Here is an 18,017-nt window from a genome sequence, read left to right on the forward strand (position 1 = left end):
GCTGTGGTTGGCCCGACGGGCCAACCACAGCGCTCAGTCACAGTGTGTGTGACTTAGCGCTATAGGTGGCGGATGAGCGCTCCACTTGGCGGGACTGAGCGATGCAGTTGGTGGTCGGGGTGGCTGACGTTGCCCCGTCTCATGCAAGCGTGCCGATTCTCATGGCATCTCATGCGACGTGGCGGATTCTCAATGGATCATGGCTGGTCTGAGTTTTGCGGCACGGCTGTCCGGGAGGAATCTGGTCGCGCCCCGGCTGCGCAGACGACAGGATGCGCCCATGGCTGACGATCTCTTGCTCATGCACGCCCGGGAGCTTTGGGCGGAGCTGGCGGGCACACCGGTCGAGTTCCCTCCTTCAGGAGGGGCAAAGGTTGTGGTCGCGCCCGGGTCACTGTTGTGTCCGCCATCGTGGACCGGGATCGTGCGGATCGGTGACGCCGCCCTCGTCACCGCGCCGAGCGTGCAGGCCGCCGGGATGATGGACGACGCCGCGCGGAACATGACCCACGAAGAGATCGTCGACATCGCTCGTCTGCGTGCGGTGCTGCCCGTTCTCGATGTTCTCGGGCCGGCTTCGCTCTTCTATCTCGGCCGGGACGGCTTTCTTCCTGCGCATGAAGGTACCGGGGTCGAGCAATTGCCGATCGCTGACGGCCTGGTCGGGCTGCTGGCCCTGTCCGGGGAGGAGGAGGCCGGCGAGAGCGGTCTGGAGGACATCTCTTCTCCCGCGTTCTGTCTTCGCCGGGGTGATGGGGTGGTGGCCGCAGCCGGGTACCGGTCCTGGCCGCAGTCGGTTGCCCACCTGAGTGTGCAGCGAGGTGAAACCGACTCCACGCTTGCGCAGGCCGGACACGATGGCGATGAGGTCTTGGAGAGAACGGGCCGAACCGGTCCAGCGACGGGACGACGAGGGAATCGCCATCGCGGAGGAAATTCAGGGCCTGCCACAGGTCCTCGCGCCCGGCGTTCTTGCCGGACTTCTTGTCGGCGAAGATCGGATGCACCCTGCTTCGGTGAACGCGTGGACTTGCCGGTCGAGCAACTGTCCCTTGGTGGGCCCGTGCGCGTATCCCACAAGGCCACCGGTCCGTACGGCCGGAACGGGGTTGAGGAGACCGGCGATGTCGTCGCCCTGGGAAGGCTGCACCCGCCAGTTCGTACAGAGAATGTCGCTCCTCAAGTTCTTGAGCACATCAACTTTCTGACACGGCTTCATGGGCACGATCCGGTGTCGATCCGGGCGCGAACCCCCGCCAATCGATCTTGGTCATCAACCGGTTGATTACTCAACAGTGGCTGGGTTCGGTGCCGCGTTGGCGGCGGAGGTAGGCCAGGACGGCGCGGACCCGGCGGTGGCCGCTGTCCTTGGCCGACAGGCCGAGTTTGAGGAAGACGCTGCCGATGTGTTTGTGGACGGCGTTGTCGGTGATGAAAAGCCGCTGCGCGATGGTGGCGTTGTCGTGCCCTTCGGCCATCAGAGCCAGGACCTCGCGTTCGCGGGGTGTGAGGGTGTCGACGGGATTGCCGCGGACGGCAAGGAGCTGGGCGATGACCTCGGGGTCCATGGCGGTGCCGCCGGCGGCCACGCGGCGCAAGGCGTCGGTGAACTCCCCGATACGACTCACGCGGTCTTTTAGTAGATAGCCAATGCCGCCGCGGGTGTCGGAGAGGAGGCGGCCGGCGTATTCCTGCTCGACGTACTGGGACAGGACCAGGACGGGAAGTCCGGGGTGGTCACGGCGGGCCCGGAGGGCGGCGCGGATACCCTCGTCGCGGAAGGTCGGGGGCAGCCGCACGTCGACGATGGTGACGTCCGGGCGGTGGGTCTCGACGGCGGCCAAGAAGCCGGGGGCGTCAACCGCGATCGCGGCAACCTCGAAGCCCTGCGAGCCCAGCAGGAGTTCGAGTCCTGAGGACAGCAGGACGTTGTCCTCGACGATGACTACACGCACGGCAGCTCCACGGTGATGGTGGTCGGCCCGTCCGGCGGGCTGCTGATCTTCATGGTGCCGTCCAGGGCGGCGGCGCGGCGGCGAATTCCGTCCAGGCCGCTGCCCCGAGTTGCGTCCGCCCCGCCGATCCCGTCGTCGGTGATCTCTGCGGACAGCATCGCGCCGTTGCGAGTGACGTGGACGGCGGTCTTGGTGGCTCGGCTGTGCCGGGCGATGTTCGCCAGCGCCTCGGTTACGGCGAAGTAGGCGACCGCTTCGACCGCGGCAGGGACGTCCCCGAGCTCGCCGATGTCGATGCGGGTCGGCACGCCGGCCCTGGTGGCCAGGGTGTGGAGCGCGCCGCCGAGACCCTGGTCGGCCAGGACCGGTGGGTAGATGGTGCGGATGACGGAGCGCAGCTCGGTCATGGCGTCCTCGGTCTCGGCTTGGGCCTGCCGTACGAGCGCAGCGGCCGCGTCGGGATCCTGGGAATAGCTCTCCCCGGCTACGGCAAGCCGCATGGCGATGGCCACCAGCCGCGCCTGGGTGCCGTCGTGCAGGTCGCGTTCGATCCGGCGGAGTTCCGCGCCGTGTGCCTGCAGGACGTCTGTGCGCGTCCGGGTCAGTTCGGTGACGCGTGTGGCCAGTTGTTCCGCTGGAGTCGGTGCCAGGACTGCCAGGCAGCACCGCGCGTGTGCCCGGGCGAGTGGTGGCAGGGCGATGATCGCCAGCGCCGCAAGGAGGAGGAATTGCGCCGGACTGATCGTCAGCGCGGTGGCCCAGCTGTCGATACGGACATCGAGCAGTGGCAGCTGTGGCGGATCCGATGAGGGAAAGGCCCACCACGCCACGGTGATGCCAATGATGAGGAGCAGGTTGCCCAGGCACAGCAGGGCGAGTAGGCCCGCGGGCAGGCCGGCGGCCACCTGTGTCACCAGCCACCCAAGGTCGCGTCGCAGAGCGCGCGGGCGCGGCTGCACCGGCAGGCCCAGCAGCGCCCCGGCGCGGCGGCGGTGGCGCTCCGCCCAGGGAGTTGCCAGCGCCGGTACGCACAGCAGTGGCGCCGCCACAAGCGTCACCGTCGCGGTCATCAGGGTGCCGAGCAGGTAGCGTCCGCTGCGCGTGGCCTGGATCAATGCCTGGACCAACCGTGCGCGGGCCTTGCCCTTCACACCGTGCACTGGCTCGCCTTCGTCTGTCGTACGGGACCGGGAGCGGCCCTCCGACGCGCCACGGTACGTGCCGGGCGTCCCTGTGGCGCTACAGCCAGCTGCACCTTTCAACCGGGCGCCTACGGTAGCGACTTGGAACTCCACGCTTGCCTAGCGTGGGATTCATGAGATCCACAACCCCGGCCTCCGCGCCGAAGCACCGCCCGTCCCAGCAGCGTCACCACCGGATCGGCCGAGGGTGGCTGGCCGTCGCTGTGGCCGCACTCGCCACAGCGGGCGTGGCCACAGCGGCCCAGCCTTCGGACGGCGTGGCCGCGACGTCCGCGCCCGTCTACCAGCAGGACGACCTGCGCCGGGACACCTCTGCCCTCCAGGCGCTGGATATCACCGGCGTCCAGGCGCGGGTGACCACCGCCTCCGGCCGGGATCTGGTCTCCGCGACCGGCGTCGCCGTGGCGGGCACGAACCGCCCGGTGCCCCGCGACGGCTACTTCCGGATGGCCAGCACCGGCAAGACACTGATGGCCACGGTGATTCTGCAGTTGGTCGGCGAGGGCCGGCTGTCACTGGACGACACGGTGGACCGCTGGCTGCCCGGAGTGATCGACGGCAACGGCAATGATGGGCGGAAGATCACTGTTCGCCAGCTCCTGCAGAGCACCAGCGGCCTCCACGACGACCTTCCCGGCTTCGACACCCCGCATGAGTACTACCTGCACCGCTACGACACCTACACACCCGAACAGATCGTCGCCCGGTCGATGAAGCACCACCCGGACTTCCAGCCCGGCACCGGCTGGGGCTACTCCAACACCGGCTACGTCGTCCTCGGCATGATCGTCGAAGAGGCCAGCAGCCGCCCGTGGCAGGAGGAGGTCGCGAGGAGGATCCTGAAACCGCTCGGCATGAACCACACCTATCTGTCGGGCACCACGTCCACCCTTCGTCGCCCGCACGCCAGGGGCTACCAGGTCTTCGAGTCCGGCGAACGGACCGATGTCACCGAACAGATCGTCCCCGACCTCGGCGGCTATGTCTCCACCACCGCGGACGTCAACCGTTTCTTCCAGGGACTGCTGGGCGGCAAGCTGCTGTCCGAGGCGCGCATGGCCGAGATGAAGGACACGGTCCCGGTCGCCAAGCAGTTCGAGGCATTCTGGCCCGAAGGACGCTACGGCCTCGGCTTGGTCAACCGCCCCCTGACCTGCGGCGGCAGCTACTGGAGCCATCAAGGGGGTGAAGCCGGCTACATCACCCTGAACGGCGCCACCGACGACGGCAGCCGCACCGTCACCGTCTCCATGACCACCAGCTTCGGCGACTTCGATGAAACGCTCCGGCAACAGAAGGCGGCCAGCGACCTCGTCGACCGCGCGCTGTGCGACACGTCCAACAACAGATAGGGAACGTGACCGCCCGGGGCGTTCGTGCCGGCTCCGGGCGGTCACAAGCTGCTCCCTGCAGGGGTACCGGCTAGCAAAGGCGGTTGTTCAAGAGCCCGTGCGGCTCTCAGCTCGGCTCCCGGCTTCAGCGGTACGGGGTGCAGGCACGGTCGCCGCAGCAGGTTGAGGCGGGCTTCCATGTCGAGGTTCACCTCTCCGTACGGACGGACATGGGACCGGAACAGCGGGGTCAGTCCGCGCTGATCGGCGGGGGTTGGGAGGTCGGACCATTCCGGTTCGCCGAGGATGTCCTGGAGCATCAGGGTGTTCACGTACACCAGAGCCGATTGCAGAATCCGCAGGCGTAGAACGAACGTCTCCTCTCCTGCTCATCGCGCCGGTTCGAGGCGTTCTCCCCCACTCTTTCCATACGCGATCACGGAGTTGGCATCGTTGGAGGACTCCATGACGTTCAGGCCCTCCTCGATCTCCCGCTGGAGGTCCTGCAGCCGGTAACAGGCCACGAAGATGGTCTTCTGCTCCCGGCCGACCTCCAGCATCGCCGCGTACGTGGGGTGGGATGCGTTGCAGGTGGAGCGCTGTTGCAAAAGTGCTGGACCGGGGCCCTGCTGTGCCGCGCTCCGGGACGCATCAGGGCGCTTGGCCCTGCCGTCCAGAGCCACGTGGCTCGGCCCTGGGCCTTGGCGGCTCTCGTTTTGCGGGCTTCGTCTCGGTGCGCCCCTCACCCGGGAAGGTCGCTCTCTGCGGGGCAATAGGGGAAGGCGAAGGGCAGCCCGAGGTCGGCGGGCAGGAGAGCGCCGACCCAGGTGTCCCTGAGGCTGTCCCTGTTGGTCTGCGCCGCGCGTAGGGTGCCTTCCCTGACGAAGCCAGCCTTCTCTGCCACGGCCCAGGAGGCCATGTTCCCCGCCTCCGCCCTCCACTCCAGGCGCTGGACTCCTCGTTCGTTGAAAGACCAGTTGGCCAGGGCGAGTACGGCCTCCGTCGCATAGCCTCGGCCTCGGTGCTCCGCCACGGTCCAGTACCCGATTCCCCATGTGTCAGCGTGACGGTGCACATTGACGGATGCCACCAGCACTCCGCTTTCCCGGTCCTCAACCGCGAAGTGGTACATCGTTTCGTCGTGCCAGCCACGCGGCACCAGTTCGCGTAAGTAGAAAGCGGCGTGCTGCCGTTCGTATGGCTCGGGAAAGTCCGTCCACCGCTGAATGTCGGGATCTTGGCAAGCTGCGAAGACCGCGTCCTCGTCGCTGGGATCATGCGGGCGTAGAAGCAGTCGCCGCGTCGTCAGCGAGATGGGTTCCATGGGCGGTTATTCTGACGCTCACTCACACGCTCGGCCATCGATTTGTGACGTGCCTCGGGCTCGACGCCTAAGTGGATCTCGACTGCGAAACGATCACGGATCGTGGGCGTGGAGATCTGACCGACGAACAGTGGGTCCGACTGGCAACGCTCATGCTCAAGGGCAGCAAGCCCCGTCGGCCGCCGATATGGACCCGGCGGCAGCTGGTCAACGCGACGGAACCTGGAAGCGCATCTTTACTGAACTGCAGACCTATGCAGACGCAAAGAACCTGACTCACCACCAAGGTCCGCTTTGCGGTCGAACAGGGCAAGAAGCCCACGTCCATCGTGATCACTGCCGGGCAGCGTGGGTACTCACCCCCGTTCGAACCGGTCCTGGAGACCATCCGGGTACCCCGCCTCGCCCTCGGCCGCCCACCCACGCGCCCGGACAAAGTCTGCGCCGAAAAGGCCTACGGCTCCCGGAAGAACCGTGCCCGCCTGCGCAGACGCGGGATTCGCTGCACGGCTCCGGAGAAGAAAGATCAAACCCGTAGCCGAAGTAGCTCGGCTCCCGCGGCGGTCGGTCGCGAAATTCGACAGGACCGACTACCGCGAGCGCCATGCGGTCGAATGCGGCATCAACCGTCTCAAGAGACACCGTGGCGTGGCCACGAGAGACGACAAACTGGCCGTCCACTGCGAAACCACCGTCCGCGTCGCAGCCATCAATGAGTGGCTGTGACCAGCATTTTCGCAAGAGGCGCCAGTGCCAGTGCTGGGTTGGGCTCTGCCCGTCCTGCAGCCTGCGTTAGGACTTGTCCGGCCGATCATGTGACCACTTCGTGCCTGAGTCCTTCCTGTGGGCATGTGGCGGGGTGATCTGAATGATGCCGAGTGGGAACGGGCTGCGGCCGTTCCTGCCAGTCAGTAACGGGCGTTGTGGCACGTCGCGGGATCACCGGCAGGTGATCGACGGCATTCTGCACCGGGTGCGGACCGGGGTGCAGTGGCGTGACCTGCCCGAATGATTCGGACCGTGGAAGACCGTCTAACAACGCCACCGCCTGTGGTCGGCCGACGGCACCAGGGAACGTCTGCTCCAGCAGGTCCAAGCCGCGGCCGACGCCGCAGGCGAGATCGACTGGGACATCTCGTCGACTCCACCATCGTCCGTGCGCATCAGCATGCCGCTGGTGCCCGCACCGACCCGCCTCCGACCCCGGGATCAAAGGGGGCCGCAGGGATGGAACACCAGGACAAGACGCCGTGGCAGGGTCTCGTCGCCCGCCTGATGGAGGTGGTGCTGGAGGCGAGAGGGCCTGGGCCGCTCGCACGGCGGGTTCACCACCAAGCTCCACCTGAGCACGGACGGCCACTGCCGCCCTCTATCCCTGATCGTCTCTCCCGGTCAGAGGGCAGACTGCACCCAGTTCAAACCGGTTCTGGAGAAGATCCGGGTGCCCAGATCTGGCCTGGGCAGGCCGCGCAAGAAGCCCGACAAGCTTGCGGCCGACAGGGCTTGCAGCAACGGCCCCATCCGCGCGTACCTGCGACGGCGGGGAATCCGCCACACCATCTCAGAGAAGACCGCTAGCCAGGCGGCCCGCCTGCGCAAGGGCGCACGCGGTGGACGGCCACCCGGCTTTGATGAGGTCCGCACCAAGAAGCGCAACACCGTTGAGCGGGCGATCAACCTCCCGATCAACCTCCCGAAGCAGTCCCGGGTCGTCGCCACTCGCTACGACACGCGCGGTTACGTCTTCCTCGGCGCTGCCACCGCCGCGGCCGTCGTCATCTGGCTCCGAGCGCTCCGAGCATGAGCTCCTACGCGACCCAGCAGTAGACGCTCTGGTTCTGGCGCCGGGCGCTGCTGACGAGAGCAGCCAGATCACCCACGATCGCGGCTGCGATCTCAGTGTCGATGACCTCGCCGTCCTCCGCGCGCAGCTGAGTCCACGAGGCGGCGACGTCGCTCAACCTGGAGTGCGTGGCGTCCGTGAGCGCAGTGGACAGGCGAGGCGAGATCGCGAAGATGACGCATCCGTCGCTGTCCTGGCCAGCGACAATGCGAGGTTCACCGGCGTCGACGAGTTTCTCGAAACTGCCGCCGGCCAGAAGGCATTCCCACTCGACCACGGCCTCTTCAGGATCGAAGTTGCCGAAGGAGAGCGTTTCGAATGCCCGTCCCGGCCCGGTCTGGAGGACGAGGCACGCTGACGCGTCGTCCGGCGCGACGAAGAACTTCACGATGATGCTCACCCCTCCATCATGCCCGACAGCCCACATCCGTGATCGGCCCGACAAGTCCTTTGATCGACGTGCCTCTGCGAGTGGAGGGCTGGCAGACAGGCAATCCCGATTGCGCCGTCCCCGGTGGCCTTGGTGCCCCCGCCGACTTGGCGAGCCGGGGCACCAAGGGGTCAGGCCTGTTCGGTGGGGCGGATGAGGAGTTCGTTGAGGGCGACGTGGCGGGGGCGGGTGACTATGTAGGTGATGGCGTCAGCGATGTCCTCGGGCTGGAGGGTCTCCATAGAGGCGTACCAGTTCTGGTTGTGCTCGCGAATGCCGTCGCGGATGTGGTGGGTGAGTTCGGTGGCGACGGCGCCGGGCTCGAGGACGCTGACCCGCACGTGCTGTTGGGTGAGTTCTTGGCGGAGGGCTTCGCTGAAGGCAGTGACCGCGAACTTGGTGGCGGCGTAGACGGCGGCGCCGCCGATGGCCTGACGGCCGGCAACGGAACTGATGTTGACCAGGTCGGCCACGCCGCGCGCGGAGTCCTGCGCGGCGGCGGTCAGGTGGGGCAGGGCGGCGTGGGTCAGGCGCAGCAGGGCGGAGACGTTCAGGTCGACGTTGCGCTGCCACTCCTCGGCGGGGGCCTCCAACGCCGGGCCGACCAGCATGATGCCGGCGGCGTTGGCGAGAGTGTCCAACTGCCCCAGCTGTGCGGTGACGCGGTCGACGAGGGCGGCGGCCTCGCCGTCGGCGGTGATGTCGGCCGGGAAGGCGTGGGCTGTGCCGCCGGCTTCGCTGATGCCGGCGGCCAGGGTGTCCAGACGGTCCGCCCGACGGGCTACGAGAGCCACGGTGGCGCCCTGGGCGGCCAGGGCACGTGCAGTGGCTTCGCCGATGCCGCTACTGGCTCCGGTGACCAGGGCGACGGTGTCGGACAGGCGGACGGTGGAGGCGTTCACGCTGTACTCCAGCTGGTGGGAGGGACATTGGTGTGGTGCCGGTGCGGTGGTTCAGGCGTTCGGGGCGCACTGGTCGTCGAAGTCGATCTCGAACAGCGGGCTGCCGTTCTCCCAGTCCTCCAGGTGAGTGGGCTGGGCGATGCGGGCGGGATTATGGGATTGGTTGCGGTCGTCGACGATCTCGCCGAGGATGCGGCGGCGTTCGGCGGGATCGGTGATGAAGCGGGCGGTGGCGGGCAGGGTGGCGTGAATGCCGTTCTTCGGGTGAAGAGTGAAGAGTGCAGGCAGGATGGGCTCGCAGGTTTGCGCACCGGATTCGCTTGCCGGGCAAACCGCTCAGGTAGTTCGTCTCCCCGACGCGGTAGAACCAGATCTCGATCCTGCGGGGCTTGCCCGATCTGCGACCGGTCGTGGTGATGTCGACGGTCCGTTCGCGTCCGCTGGAGGAGCGGGCCAGGGCCAGAGCCTGACGGATCTCGGTCTGCATGGTCGTCTCCTGACCGGCCCGGGGGCAGACCTGGCCTGGCCCCGGACCGCAGGCGCGTGTCGGAGCGGGGGTGCCGCGCGGGCGACGCCTCCTCAATGCCGCCGCCGTCGAATTCGCCGCTCACGGCATCGCCGGCGCGCGCGTCGACCGCATCTCGGTCGACGGGAAGGTGAGCAAGGCACAGATGCACGCCTACTTCGGCAGTAAGGAGAGTCCGTTCGACGCCGTTCTCGCCGACCAGGTCGAAGGCATCCTCGACGCCGCGCCGCTGACCGCTGATGACCTGCCCGGCTACGCCGTCCGCCTCTACGACGCCTATCTCGCCCATCCGCAGCTCGTACGCCTGGCCACCTGGGCCCGTCTGGAGCGCACCCCCGCCGGCCACTCGGACCTCCAGCCCTGGCGTGGCACTCGGGCTCCGGGTCTGGCCGGCGCCCGAGTGAAGACGATGTTGCCCGGGGACCCTTCGGCGTCCCCAGGCAACCTGCGTGAGCGGCAGCGCCGGGCCTCAAGTGCAGGGCCTGCCGCATGGCCTCGTCGGTGTTGACGGGTCGCGGGTGCGGCCCGCCGTCGAACTTCCGGGCCGCCCACCGGCGGGAGAGCGAACAGCGGGCGGCCCGGTCGGGTGCGGTCAGGGAACGAGCACGACCGTCTTGCCGGACAGGCGCCCGGCGCCGGCGTCCTCATGCACGGCGGCCAGCTCGGCCACCGGGCGGTGGGCGGCGACGTGGACCCGGAGCTTGCCGGCATCCACCTTGGCGACCAGCTGGGCCAACTGAGCTCCATCGCTGCGGACCCACAGGCTCGCGCTGCGCACCCCCCGAGCGGGGTCCTCGGGAATCGGGCCGGCTGAGCTGGCGGCGACCCCGCCGTCGGCGACGTAATTCGTCAGCTGCGCGAGCTCCTCCGGGGAGACGCGCACATGGTTCACCACGGCCTGAAAGGGACCGCCCACAGCAGCCGGGCCCGCGGCGAGGTCGAGGGGGTCGACGACCCGGTCCGCGCCGTAGCCCCGAAGGCGGTCGGCGTGCTGCGGCGCGTCCACCGCGGTCACGTGTGCCCCCGCGTCGACGGCGAGCTGCACCACGAGGCTGCCCACCGCACCCCCCGCCCCATTGACCAGGACGGTCTGACCGGGCTTCAGCTCGGCGAGCTCGAGCGCCGTCTGCCAGGCCGCCAGGCCGGTCAGCGGCAGCGCCGCGGCGTCGACCAGCTCGATCGTCCGGGGCGCCGGGGCCAGGGACTCGGCCGGGGCGAGCGCATACTCGGCGGCGCCGCCGGCGGAGTCGAGGGGCAGCATCGCCACGACCCGGTCGCCGACCTCCAGGCCCGTCACGTCCGCGCCGAGTTCAGCGACGGTGCCCGCCAGGTCGATCCCCGGCACGTACGGGAGAGTGATCGGGATCATCTCGGCCAGCGCACCGGCGCGGATGTGGTCGTCGACCGGGTTGAACGACGTGGCCGCCACCCGCACCAGCACCTGCCCAGTGGCGGGGACCGGACGGTCGACGTCCTCGTAGCGCAGGACCTCGCTGCTGCCGAACTCGTGGAAACGTATTGCCTTCATGGCGCATTCCTCCAGGGTGTATCGATGTCGTCGCCAAGGGATGAGGCGATCAGGCGGGCACGTGAAGCGCGGCGAGGTGCTCAGGTCAGCTGCACCGACCGGGTGGAGTTGCCCATCACCATGCGGTCGATGGCGCTCACGGCACTGGCGGGGTCATCGGCGGCGCCGACGGTGAGCAGCAGCGGGACGAAGTGGTCGGCCGTCGGATGGGCGACCGCGGCGCCGGGTGCCTTGTTGCGGTAGTCGATGAGGGCGTCGGCGTCGCCCTGGGCGAGGGCGTCGGCGTCGCCCTGGGCGAGGGCGTCAACGGCCCACTCGTCGAAGGCCGTCGTGTCGGCGGCGAGCTCCGGCCGGCGGAAGACAGCGAAGCTGTGCGTCATGAAGCCCGAGCCGACAACGAGGATGCCTTCTTCACGCAGGGGCCGCAGGCGGGCCCCGAGTTCGAGCAGAGCGCCGGGGTCGAGGCTGGGCATCGACAGCTGCACGACCGGGACGTCGGCCGCGGGATACATGGCCATGAGCGGGATAAAGGCGCCGTGGTCGAGACCGCGGTCGGCAAACTCGTGCACGGGCGTCCGGCCCAGCAGGCCCGTGAGTCGCCGAGCCAGGTCGGTGGCGTCCGGGGTCGCGTAGGGAAGGAGCTTGTAGCGGGGATGGAAACCGCTGAAGTCGTAGTACAGCGGGGTGCTCACTGCGGCCCCGGATATCGCGACCGGTGCCCGTTCCCAGTGGGCCGATACGACGACGATGGCCCGAGGTTTGGGCATCGACTGGGCCCAGTCGAAGAGGTCGCTGAGCCACTGCGGATCGTCGAGGGTGAACGGGGCTCCGTGGCTGACGAAGAGGCTGGACAGGGGCCCGTCGGAGGGGTTCCACACCCGCTGCTCGTGCGCTCGTGGCAGGACCCGGGCAAGGAGGTCGTCGTATGCCGCGGCTGGTGTGCTCGACGGGAAGGGGAAAGTCAGGCTGCTCCTGGCGGTTATCGAAATCAACTCCTTCACTTGCCAGGGCAAGTGTTTTCACTTGCCGAGGCAAGTAATAAAGTAGCCCATCAAGAGTTGCCCAGGCAAGTGATACGACTTGCTCGGGCAAGTATGATGGGGCTCATGGATACTCAGTCGCCCTGGCTCGACGACGACCAGCAGGACCTGTGGCAGGCACTCCTCACGGTCGTCATTGCCCTCCCGGCAGCTCTCGACCGCCAACTGCAGCGGGACGCAGGCATCTCCAACTTCGAGTACGGGGTCCTGGCCCAGCTGTCCATGGCCGACCAGGCCACGATGCGACTCAGCGACCTGGCCCGGGTCTGCGACAGCACCCAGCCGCGACTGTCGAAGGTGATGGATCGCTTCGAAGCCCGCGCCTGGGTCGCCCGCCGGCCCGACCCCAGCGATGGTCGGTACACCCTCGCAGCCCTGGCCGACGCAGGCCGGCAGAAGCTCGTCGAGAGCGCACCGGAACACGTCGCGCAGGTGAAGCGGCTCGTGTTCGATCCGCTCAGCACCGCTCAGCGCCGCCACCTCGAGGCCGCACTCACTCGCATCGCCACTACCGTGCGCCAGGAAATCGAACGAGGCTGAGCGCCGCCCTCGGCCGGGCCTTCCGTCAGCTCTGCGACGCCGTGATGCGGTGCGCTGCATCGTGAGGGAGACGCCACCCGCCGGGGCAGGCCGTGGAGCCTGCCCGCCGGCAGACAGGACACTGCCGGTCACGGCGTTCTGACGCACAAATTTGACGATGCGCCAACTCGCCCCGCTGTTCGGCATCTCCAAGCCCCGCCGACGACCGCATCATCGACCACCTCGGTCCGCTCCTGGCGCTCCAGCCTCGGCGCCGCTTCGCGAGAGACGCCGCCCTCATCGTGGACGGCACCCTGGCACCCACCCGCGACCACACGATCGCCGAGCAGTCCAAGGACCACAGGTACTCCACCAACCACCAGGTGGTCATCGACGCCGATTTCCGCCGGGTCGTCGCAGTCGGCCGGCCTCTGCCGGGCAACCGGCACAACTGCTGGACATTGGGAGCAATCCGGCGCCAAAGCCGCTGCCAGGAGGACGATGACGATCGCCGATGGCGGCTATCCGGGAACCGGGCTCGTCATGCCCCACCGCCGCCACAAGGTCGCGGAACTCCCCCGCCGATGCAGCGGAGCAGGCCCGCTACAACACGGCGAACGGCATCAACCCGGCGATCACCGCGGCCAATGACATGGTCAATGCTGCCTACGTCCCGGACGCAGTCGACCAGGGCGCACCAGGGGCGGCGCAGGCCATGTCGACGGTTGCCGTCCCGCTCGGCACAGCCGCGTGCGTCTCGGCCTTCATTCCGGGGCTCCAGCCGCTCGCGGCCGGGCTGGGCGTGCTCTCGCTCGTCTTCGCACGTGCCAGCACCCTGTACAACGCGAAGGCGTACGGCCGGGACAGCGACGAGGTCCTCTCCGGCGTTGCCGGTACGGCGGCGCCGGGCTCGGGTTGGGCGGTGTAGGTAGCCTTGGCCGCCTCCCCAGGTATCCACTAAGTCGGCAAGACCGCCTTCACTGCCATGAATGGTGGGGTCACGGTCCGCGTCGACATTTTCGGCATGTTCGGGAAATCAGCGGCTACCGCGGACGGGCGGCTACGCATTCACTTCGCCGCCCGTCCGCGGTACACGCATTTCAATAGACCCCAAGACAGAACGAAAGGGCGCGAAAACGTCCAGCCGGGTCGAGTCCATCAGCAGGTACTCGCCCGGCCGCGTCGGCCGCAGCTTCCCGTAGGCGCCATCCGGCCGGTCGGCAACGTCCCGGTTGCGCTTCGCGCTCAGCCGGATCAGTGGGTGCCGCTGTTCCAGCTCGGCCAGCCGCCGGAACTCGGACGCTCGGCTCGGCTCGGCTCGGCTCGGCTGGGGCACGGCATCCGGACCGTAGCGCGCGATGACCCGGCTGGCGCATCTTTCGGGTGCCGATGAGCCGTGTTGTCGATGCAGGGCGTGTGCCTGTGAAGGCTTGGGAGAGAGGTGGCCGTACGGGAATTGCTGATTCTGTACCTGTGCCGGTCGTCGTTTGCCTCGGCGCGCCTCGATCGGATGACAAAGGACAACCACCCTACTGACGCCACCACCCGCAGCCGCAGCGCCCTCCTCCTGGCCATGCCGCCACCGTACGCAGAGCTCCGGTTCTGAGTGATTCGCCTGGGCAGTGCTGCGCAAGTTTCGGCGCGCAGGGGCTCTCTCGGAGCAGGGGCGGGTCAGTGCGGAGTGATCCCAGTGAGGACAGCGAGAACGGCGAGACGGATGCGGTTCTGTCGGCCCGTCTTCGCCATCAGGCTCGTCACGTGCGTCTTCACCGTGGTGACCCCGAGGTGCAGCCGGTCGGCGATCTCCTTGTTGGACAGGCCCACGCCGAGCAGGCCGAGTACCTCCCGCTCGCGCGGGGTGATGGCCGGTTCAGGAAGGTCCGCAGCGGTGTCGGAGGAGGAACGGGCGTGGAGAGCCTGGGCGACGAGGCGGTCAAGGATGTCCCGGCTGAAGGAGGCTTCTCCGCTGGCGGCCCGGCGTACGGCGTCCAGGAGTTCGGTCGGTGGGGTGTCCTTGACGAGGAAACCGCAGGCTCCGGCCGCGAGCACCGGATACAGATGGTCGTCGTCGTCGAACGTGGTAAGGGCGATGACCCGAGTGGCAGGGCGCGCCGCCAAGATGCGGCGGGTGGCCGTGATGCCGTCCACGCCGGGCATTCTCAGGTCCATGAGGACGACGTCGGGAGTGAGTCGTTCAGCCAGTCGTACCGCCTCCGCTCCGTTGTCCGCCTCTCCCTGGATCTCGATGTCCTGAGCCTGCTCGAAGAGCATGCGCAGCCCCATGCGGACGAGCTGCTGGTCATCGACGACGAGGATGCGGATCACAGCTGGGGCTCCATGTCCGGCGTGAAAGCGGGCAGTTCGGCCGTAAGCCGCCAGCCCACAGCCTCGGGGCCCGCATCCAGCCGGCCGCCGAGCAGGTCCACGCGTTCGCGCATGCCGATCAAGCCGTGTCCGGAAGGGCCCGGGGACGGTGGCCGGGCTCTTCCGGCCCCGTCGTCGTGGATCGTCACGTGTACGGCGTCATAGGCCACCCGCACGGCCAGCTCGGCGTGTGCGCCGGGCCCGCCGTGCTTGGCCGCGTTGGCCAAGCCCTCCTGGGCCAGGCGAAGGACCGCGAGGCCACGTACCGCGTCGAGCCGAGCGACACGAGGATCCACGGAAGCGGTTACGGCCAGGCCGGTCTGACGGCTGTGTTCCACCACCGACTCCAATGCCGCCGGCAGCGCACCGGGCGAGACCAGGGATCCGGTGTCGGGACCGGTACGGTCTCGGGCCCGCAGCACAGCCACCAGGCGCCGCAGATCGGTCAGCGCCGCGCCGGCACTGGAGTGCAGGTCGTCGAGGACGTCGGTGATCCGCGGGTCGGTGGTACTGGTGGCGGCGACGACATGCCGGGCGACACCAACGCGCAGCACCATGGAGGAGACGTGGTGGGCCACGAGGTCATGCAACTCGCGCGCGATGGTGGTGCGCTCCGCTGCGCGGGCGGCCAGCAACTGTTGTTCGGCGCGGAGTTCGTGCTGTTCTGCGTGCTGACGGGCGTGCACTGCGGCGTCGCGGGTTACGCGTACGTACGCGCCCAGGAGCAGTGGCAGGCCTGCGACGATGCCCATCTTGTAGAGCACCGGGAGAAGTTCGCCGGGCAGGTCCTCAAGACGGTTCACGGCGACGGCAAGCGCCAGTGCCGTCGTCCCGGCGGCCAGGCGGCGCCCCGGCTGCCGAACCGCCAGCTCGAAGAGAGTGACTGCGGCCAGCACCTTCAACGAAGAAACGGTGCTCGCGCCCAGCGCGTGTGCGACAACGAGCAGGACCGCCTGCGCCAGGAGCGCGCCGAACGCCCACCTACCCGCGGCCAGGCACAGCACGAGCCCGGTTGCGGCAAGGCCCCAGTCTTGTGCTTCGGACGGCCGCTGCAGCAGCAGGAAATCGCCGATCAGTAAGCCGGCGAGCGCAAGGACCCGTATGAAGGCGAATCTCCTGTCGAACGCAAGCTCAATCCAAGATCGGTTCACGCGGTCCACGATAGGCGGACGCCGTGCTCCTGGGGTCCTGCCATAGGAGGAGGGCAACTCCTCCCACAGGCCGCGAGGTCCGGCCCGAGGATGGAGTCGTGTGCCCGGGACGGGCTGCCAGTGTGCTCGTCATGGATACGAATACGAACACCGACATGAGTACCAACACGAGTGCGAATTCCGCGGCCATGGGACGGCGGTCCCTCCTCGGTGGTGCTGCCGCTCTGGGCCTGGCGAGCGCGGCCTTCGGCACCTCCGCCCATGCGGTCGGCGCCCAGTCCAGGTCCCGCAAGGCCGGCCGCTTCCAGGGAAAGTCTGTGCTTATCACGGGTGCTACATCGGGTATCGGCAGGGCGGCGGCGAAGGCGTTCGCCGGGGAAGGCGCTCATGTCGGATTCTGTGGCAGGCGAGCCGACTTGGGGCGCCAGGTGGAACGGGAGATACGGGACGCGGGCGGCGAAGCCACGTACATCCAGGCCGATGTCCGGATAGCCGCCCAGGTACAGAGCTTCGTGGACCGGGTCGCGAGCCGTTACGGCGGCATCGACGTGGCCTTCAACAACGCCGGCATCGGCGGCGGCAAAGTACCCCATGAGATGAGCGTCGAGGAGTGGGATGACGTCCAGGCCACCAACGCCCGAGGCGTGTTCCTCGCGATCAAGTACGAGATCCCGCACATGCTCAGGGTGCAGCGCGGCGTCATCATCTGTACCTCGTCGTCAGCGGCCGAACAGGCGCGGCCGAACAGCGCCGCCTACACCGCAAGCAAGCGGGCGGTGCAGGGCATAGTGAAGTCCGCAGCGCTCGCGTACGGACCCAAGGGAATCAGGCTCAACGCCCTGCTGCCCGGCACCACCGACACCCCCTTCGTCCGCCCGCCGGGAATCCCGGACGCGCAATGGGCCAAGTACAAGCAGGCATGGGGGCCGCTCAACGTCGATGGTCTCGAACGTATGGCCGACGCCGAGGAGATCGCACGCGCAGTGCTCGGGCTCGCGTCCGACGACTTCCCGTACATGACGGGTGCCTCGGTCACCGTGGACGGCGGAAGCACCACGGGCCGGAAAATGATCCAGCCGAGCAGTAGCTGAGGTTGGACCGTCGACCTTTGCAGCGATCCGCCGACCCGCCGGCACCAGCTCATCCGGGCGAAGAACCGCTCGGACAACGCGACCGGGCCACTCGACGGGACTCGCTTCACACCTCGCAGCTTTCTCCGCGTCGCGACGGCGGCACGGATTCCTGACGCCAATCTCAGCTCGACACGCTGAACTCGACAGAGAAGGCGACGCGGCTCACGTCGGTCTACGAACCCGGGTGCGCTCTCGTACGCGGATCAAGATCCGTTGGGCCACCCGGTCGCCGCTGCGCGCACAGGCAGCAGCGGCCGGGACCCCGATCATGTTGAGACTCTGGTGCACCGACTGGCTGGAGACGGCTGAACGCGTAGCCCCGCCGGCTCAGCCGCACGGAGCAGTTTCACTCAGCGAGGGCGGGCCGGTGAGGATGCGGCGGGTTTCAGAAGCCGGGCGCATGAAGCAACCGCCGTGTTCGCGCAGCTGGTAGCTGAACGCAGCAGGATCCTCGGGCACGGTCACCCCTACGCCCTCCACACCCGCCTACAACGAGTCCAAGGGCTGATAAGCACAGGCCACAGCGAGCTGGCGCAGGACGAGGTGGCACAGATCGCTGACGTCTCGCCCTCGCGCACCGCATGCTCGACCACCGGCAACTGCCATGAGGCGCACGCCCGGCTTCAGTGAGTGTTTGAGATCTCTGGTCAGGAGGTCTGTACGGCTGGACCATGGGGCTCGTGGCGTCCGGTGGAATGGCCCGGCGGTACTGCCGGGAGTGTGGTGTTCCGCTGCCGACGACGAAGTCGGCGGCAGCGGTGTTCTGTTC

General features: G+C 68.2%; 15 protein-coding genes and 4 pseudogenes. 7 read left to right on the forward strand and 12 right to left on the reverse strand.

The features are described 5' to 3' along the window. Positions 1-449: 449 nt before the first annotated feature. The 3 genes from ACWGO0_RS17105 to ACWGO0_RS17115 form a co-directional block, all read right to left on the reverse strand. Positions 450-1,007 (reverse strand): recombinase family protein, encoded by a 558-nt coding sequence (locus tag ACWGO0_RS17105; protein WP_453534782.1) that lies wholly within the window; start codon positions 1,005-1,007, stop codon positions 450-452. Positions 1,008-1,289: 282 nt separating this feature from the next. After that, positions 1,290-1,955, reverse strand: a complete 666-nt coding sequence (locus ACWGO0_RS17110; RefSeq protein WP_453534785.1) for a response regulator transcription factor — start codon at positions 1,953-1,955, stop codon at positions 1,290-1,292. After that, positions 1,946-3,115, reverse strand: a complete 1,170-nt coding sequence (locus ACWGO0_RS17115; RefSeq protein WP_453534787.1) for a sensor histidine kinase — start codon at positions 3,113-3,115, stop codon at positions 1,946-1,948. Before ACWGO0_RS17115 ends, ACWGO0_RS17110 begins: the two co-directional genes overlap by 10 nt. A gap of 155 nt (positions 3,116-3,270) precedes the next feature. Here ACWGO0_RS17115 and ACWGO0_RS17120 point away from each other — a divergent pair, with 155 nt between their 5' ends. Continuing rightward, a complete protein-coding gene (locus ACWGO0_RS17120) occupies positions 3,271-4,509 on the forward strand; it encodes a serine hydrolase domain-containing protein (RefSeq protein WP_453534790.1) in 1,239 nt (412 codons plus the stop codon). 41 nt (positions 4,510-4,550) lie between these two features. Here the strand turns inward: ACWGO0_RS17120 and ACWGO0_RS17125 are convergent. Then, positions 4,551-5,048 (reverse strand): annotated as a pseudogene (locus ACWGO0_RS17125) (Tn3 family transposase). Positions 5,049-5,230: 182 nt separating this feature from the next. Further along, complete coding sequence (locus tag ACWGO0_RS17130) at positions 5,231-5,812, reverse strand: GNAT family N-acetyltransferase (RefSeq protein ID WP_453534793.1); 582 nt, start codon at positions 5,810-5,812, stop codon at positions 5,231-5,233. 849 nt (positions 5,813-6,661) lie between these two features. On the opposite strand from ACWGO0_RS17130, the pseudogene ACWGO0_RS17135 reads away from it, so the two are divergent. Then, positions 6,662-7,616: pseudogene (locus ACWGO0_RS17135) on the forward strand (IS5 family transposase). Between the two features lie 4 nt (positions 7,617-7,620). Here the strand turns inward: ACWGO0_RS17135 and ACWGO0_RS17140 are convergent. Further along, on the reverse strand, positions 7,621-8,055 hold the full coding sequence (locus ACWGO0_RS17140) for a hypothetical protein (RefSeq protein WP_453534796.1): 435 nt from the start codon (positions 8,053-8,055) through the stop codon (positions 7,621-7,623). Between the two features lie 161 nt (positions 8,056-8,216). Next, positions 8,217-8,987 carry an SDR family NAD(P)-dependent oxidoreductase gene (locus tag ACWGO0_RS17145; protein ID WP_453534799.1) on the reverse strand — a complete coding sequence of 257 codons (771 nt, stop codon included), beginning with the start codon at positions 8,985-8,987 and terminating at the stop codon, positions 8,217-8,219. Positions 8,988-9,544: 557 nt separating this feature from the next. On the opposite strand from ACWGO0_RS17145, the gene ACWGO0_RS17150 reads away from it, so the two are divergent. Then, on the forward strand, positions 9,545-10,021 hold the full coding sequence (locus tag ACWGO0_RS17150; RefSeq protein ID WP_453534801.1) for a TetR family transcriptional regulator: 477 nt from the start codon (positions 9,545-9,547) through the stop codon (positions 10,019-10,021). A gap of 84 nt (positions 10,022-10,105) precedes the next feature. Here ACWGO0_RS17150 and ACWGO0_RS17155 read toward each other — a convergent pair whose 3' ends face one another. Continuing rightward, a complete protein-coding gene (locus ACWGO0_RS17155) occupies positions 10,106-11,041 on the reverse strand; it encodes an NADP-dependent oxidoreductase (RefSeq protein ID WP_453534804.1) in 936 nt (311 codons plus the stop codon). A gap of 80 nt (positions 11,042-11,121) precedes the next feature. Then, positions 11,122-11,895 (reverse strand): DODA-type extradiol aromatic ring-opening family dioxygenase, encoded by a 774-nt coding sequence (locus ACWGO0_RS17160; RefSeq protein ID WP_453535113.1) that lies wholly within the window; start codon positions 11,893-11,895, stop codon positions 11,122-11,124. Between the two features lie 252 nt (positions 11,896-12,147). Here ACWGO0_RS17160 and ACWGO0_RS17165 point away from each other — a divergent pair, with 252 nt between their 5' ends. The 3 genes and pseudogenes from ACWGO0_RS17165 to ACWGO0_RS17175 all read left to right on the forward strand — a co-directional run bounded on the left by ACWGO0_RS17165 (position 12,148) and on the right by ACWGO0_RS17175 (position 13,528). Beyond that, entirely contained in the window at positions 12,148-12,621 is a 474-nt protein-coding gene (locus ACWGO0_RS17165; RefSeq protein ID WP_453534807.1) for a MarR family winged helix-turn-helix transcriptional regulator, read from the forward strand. A 60-nt stretch (positions 12,622-12,681) separates the two neighbouring features. Further along, positions 12,682-13,179: pseudogene (locus ACWGO0_RS17170) on the forward strand (transposase); the annotation flags it as partial. Continuing rightward, positions 13,115-13,528, forward strand: coding sequence for a hypothetical protein (locus ACWGO0_RS17175; protein ID WP_453535131.1), 414 nt, complete (start codon positions 13,115-13,117; stop codon positions 13,526-13,528). The pseudogene ACWGO0_RS17170 and the gene ACWGO0_RS17175, both read left to right, overlap by 65 nt. Before the next feature lie 201 nt (positions 13,529-13,729). Here ACWGO0_RS17175 and ACWGO0_RS17180 read toward each other — a convergent pair. From ACWGO0_RS17180 to ACWGO0_RS17190, 3 genes and pseudogenes are all read right to left on the reverse strand, one after another. Then, positions 13,730-13,981: pseudogene (locus tag ACWGO0_RS17180) on the reverse strand (transposase); the annotation flags it as partial. Between the two features lie 290 nt (positions 13,982-14,271). Beyond that, on the reverse strand, positions 14,272-14,925 hold the full coding sequence (locus ACWGO0_RS17185) for a response regulator transcription factor (RefSeq protein WP_453534810.1): 654 nt from the start codon (positions 14,923-14,925) through the stop codon (positions 14,272-14,274). Then, positions 14,922-16,115, reverse strand: a complete 1,194-nt coding sequence (locus ACWGO0_RS17190; RefSeq protein ID WP_453534813.1) for a sensor histidine kinase — start codon at positions 16,113-16,115, stop codon at positions 14,922-14,924. The genes ACWGO0_RS17185 and ACWGO0_RS17190 overlap by 4 nt, the downstream gene beginning before the upstream one ends. A 155-nt stretch (positions 16,116-16,270) precedes the next feature. On the opposite strand from ACWGO0_RS17190, the gene ACWGO0_RS17195 reads away from it, so the two are divergent. Further along, positions 16,271-17,206, forward strand: a complete 936-nt coding sequence (locus ACWGO0_RS17195; protein WP_453534816.1) for an SDR family NAD(P)-dependent oxidoreductase — start codon at positions 16,271-16,273, stop codon at positions 17,204-17,206. The last annotated feature ends 811 nt before the right edge of the window (positions 17,207-18,017 follow it).

This window comes from Streptomyces sp. NPDC055749 (genome assembly GCF_053617235.1).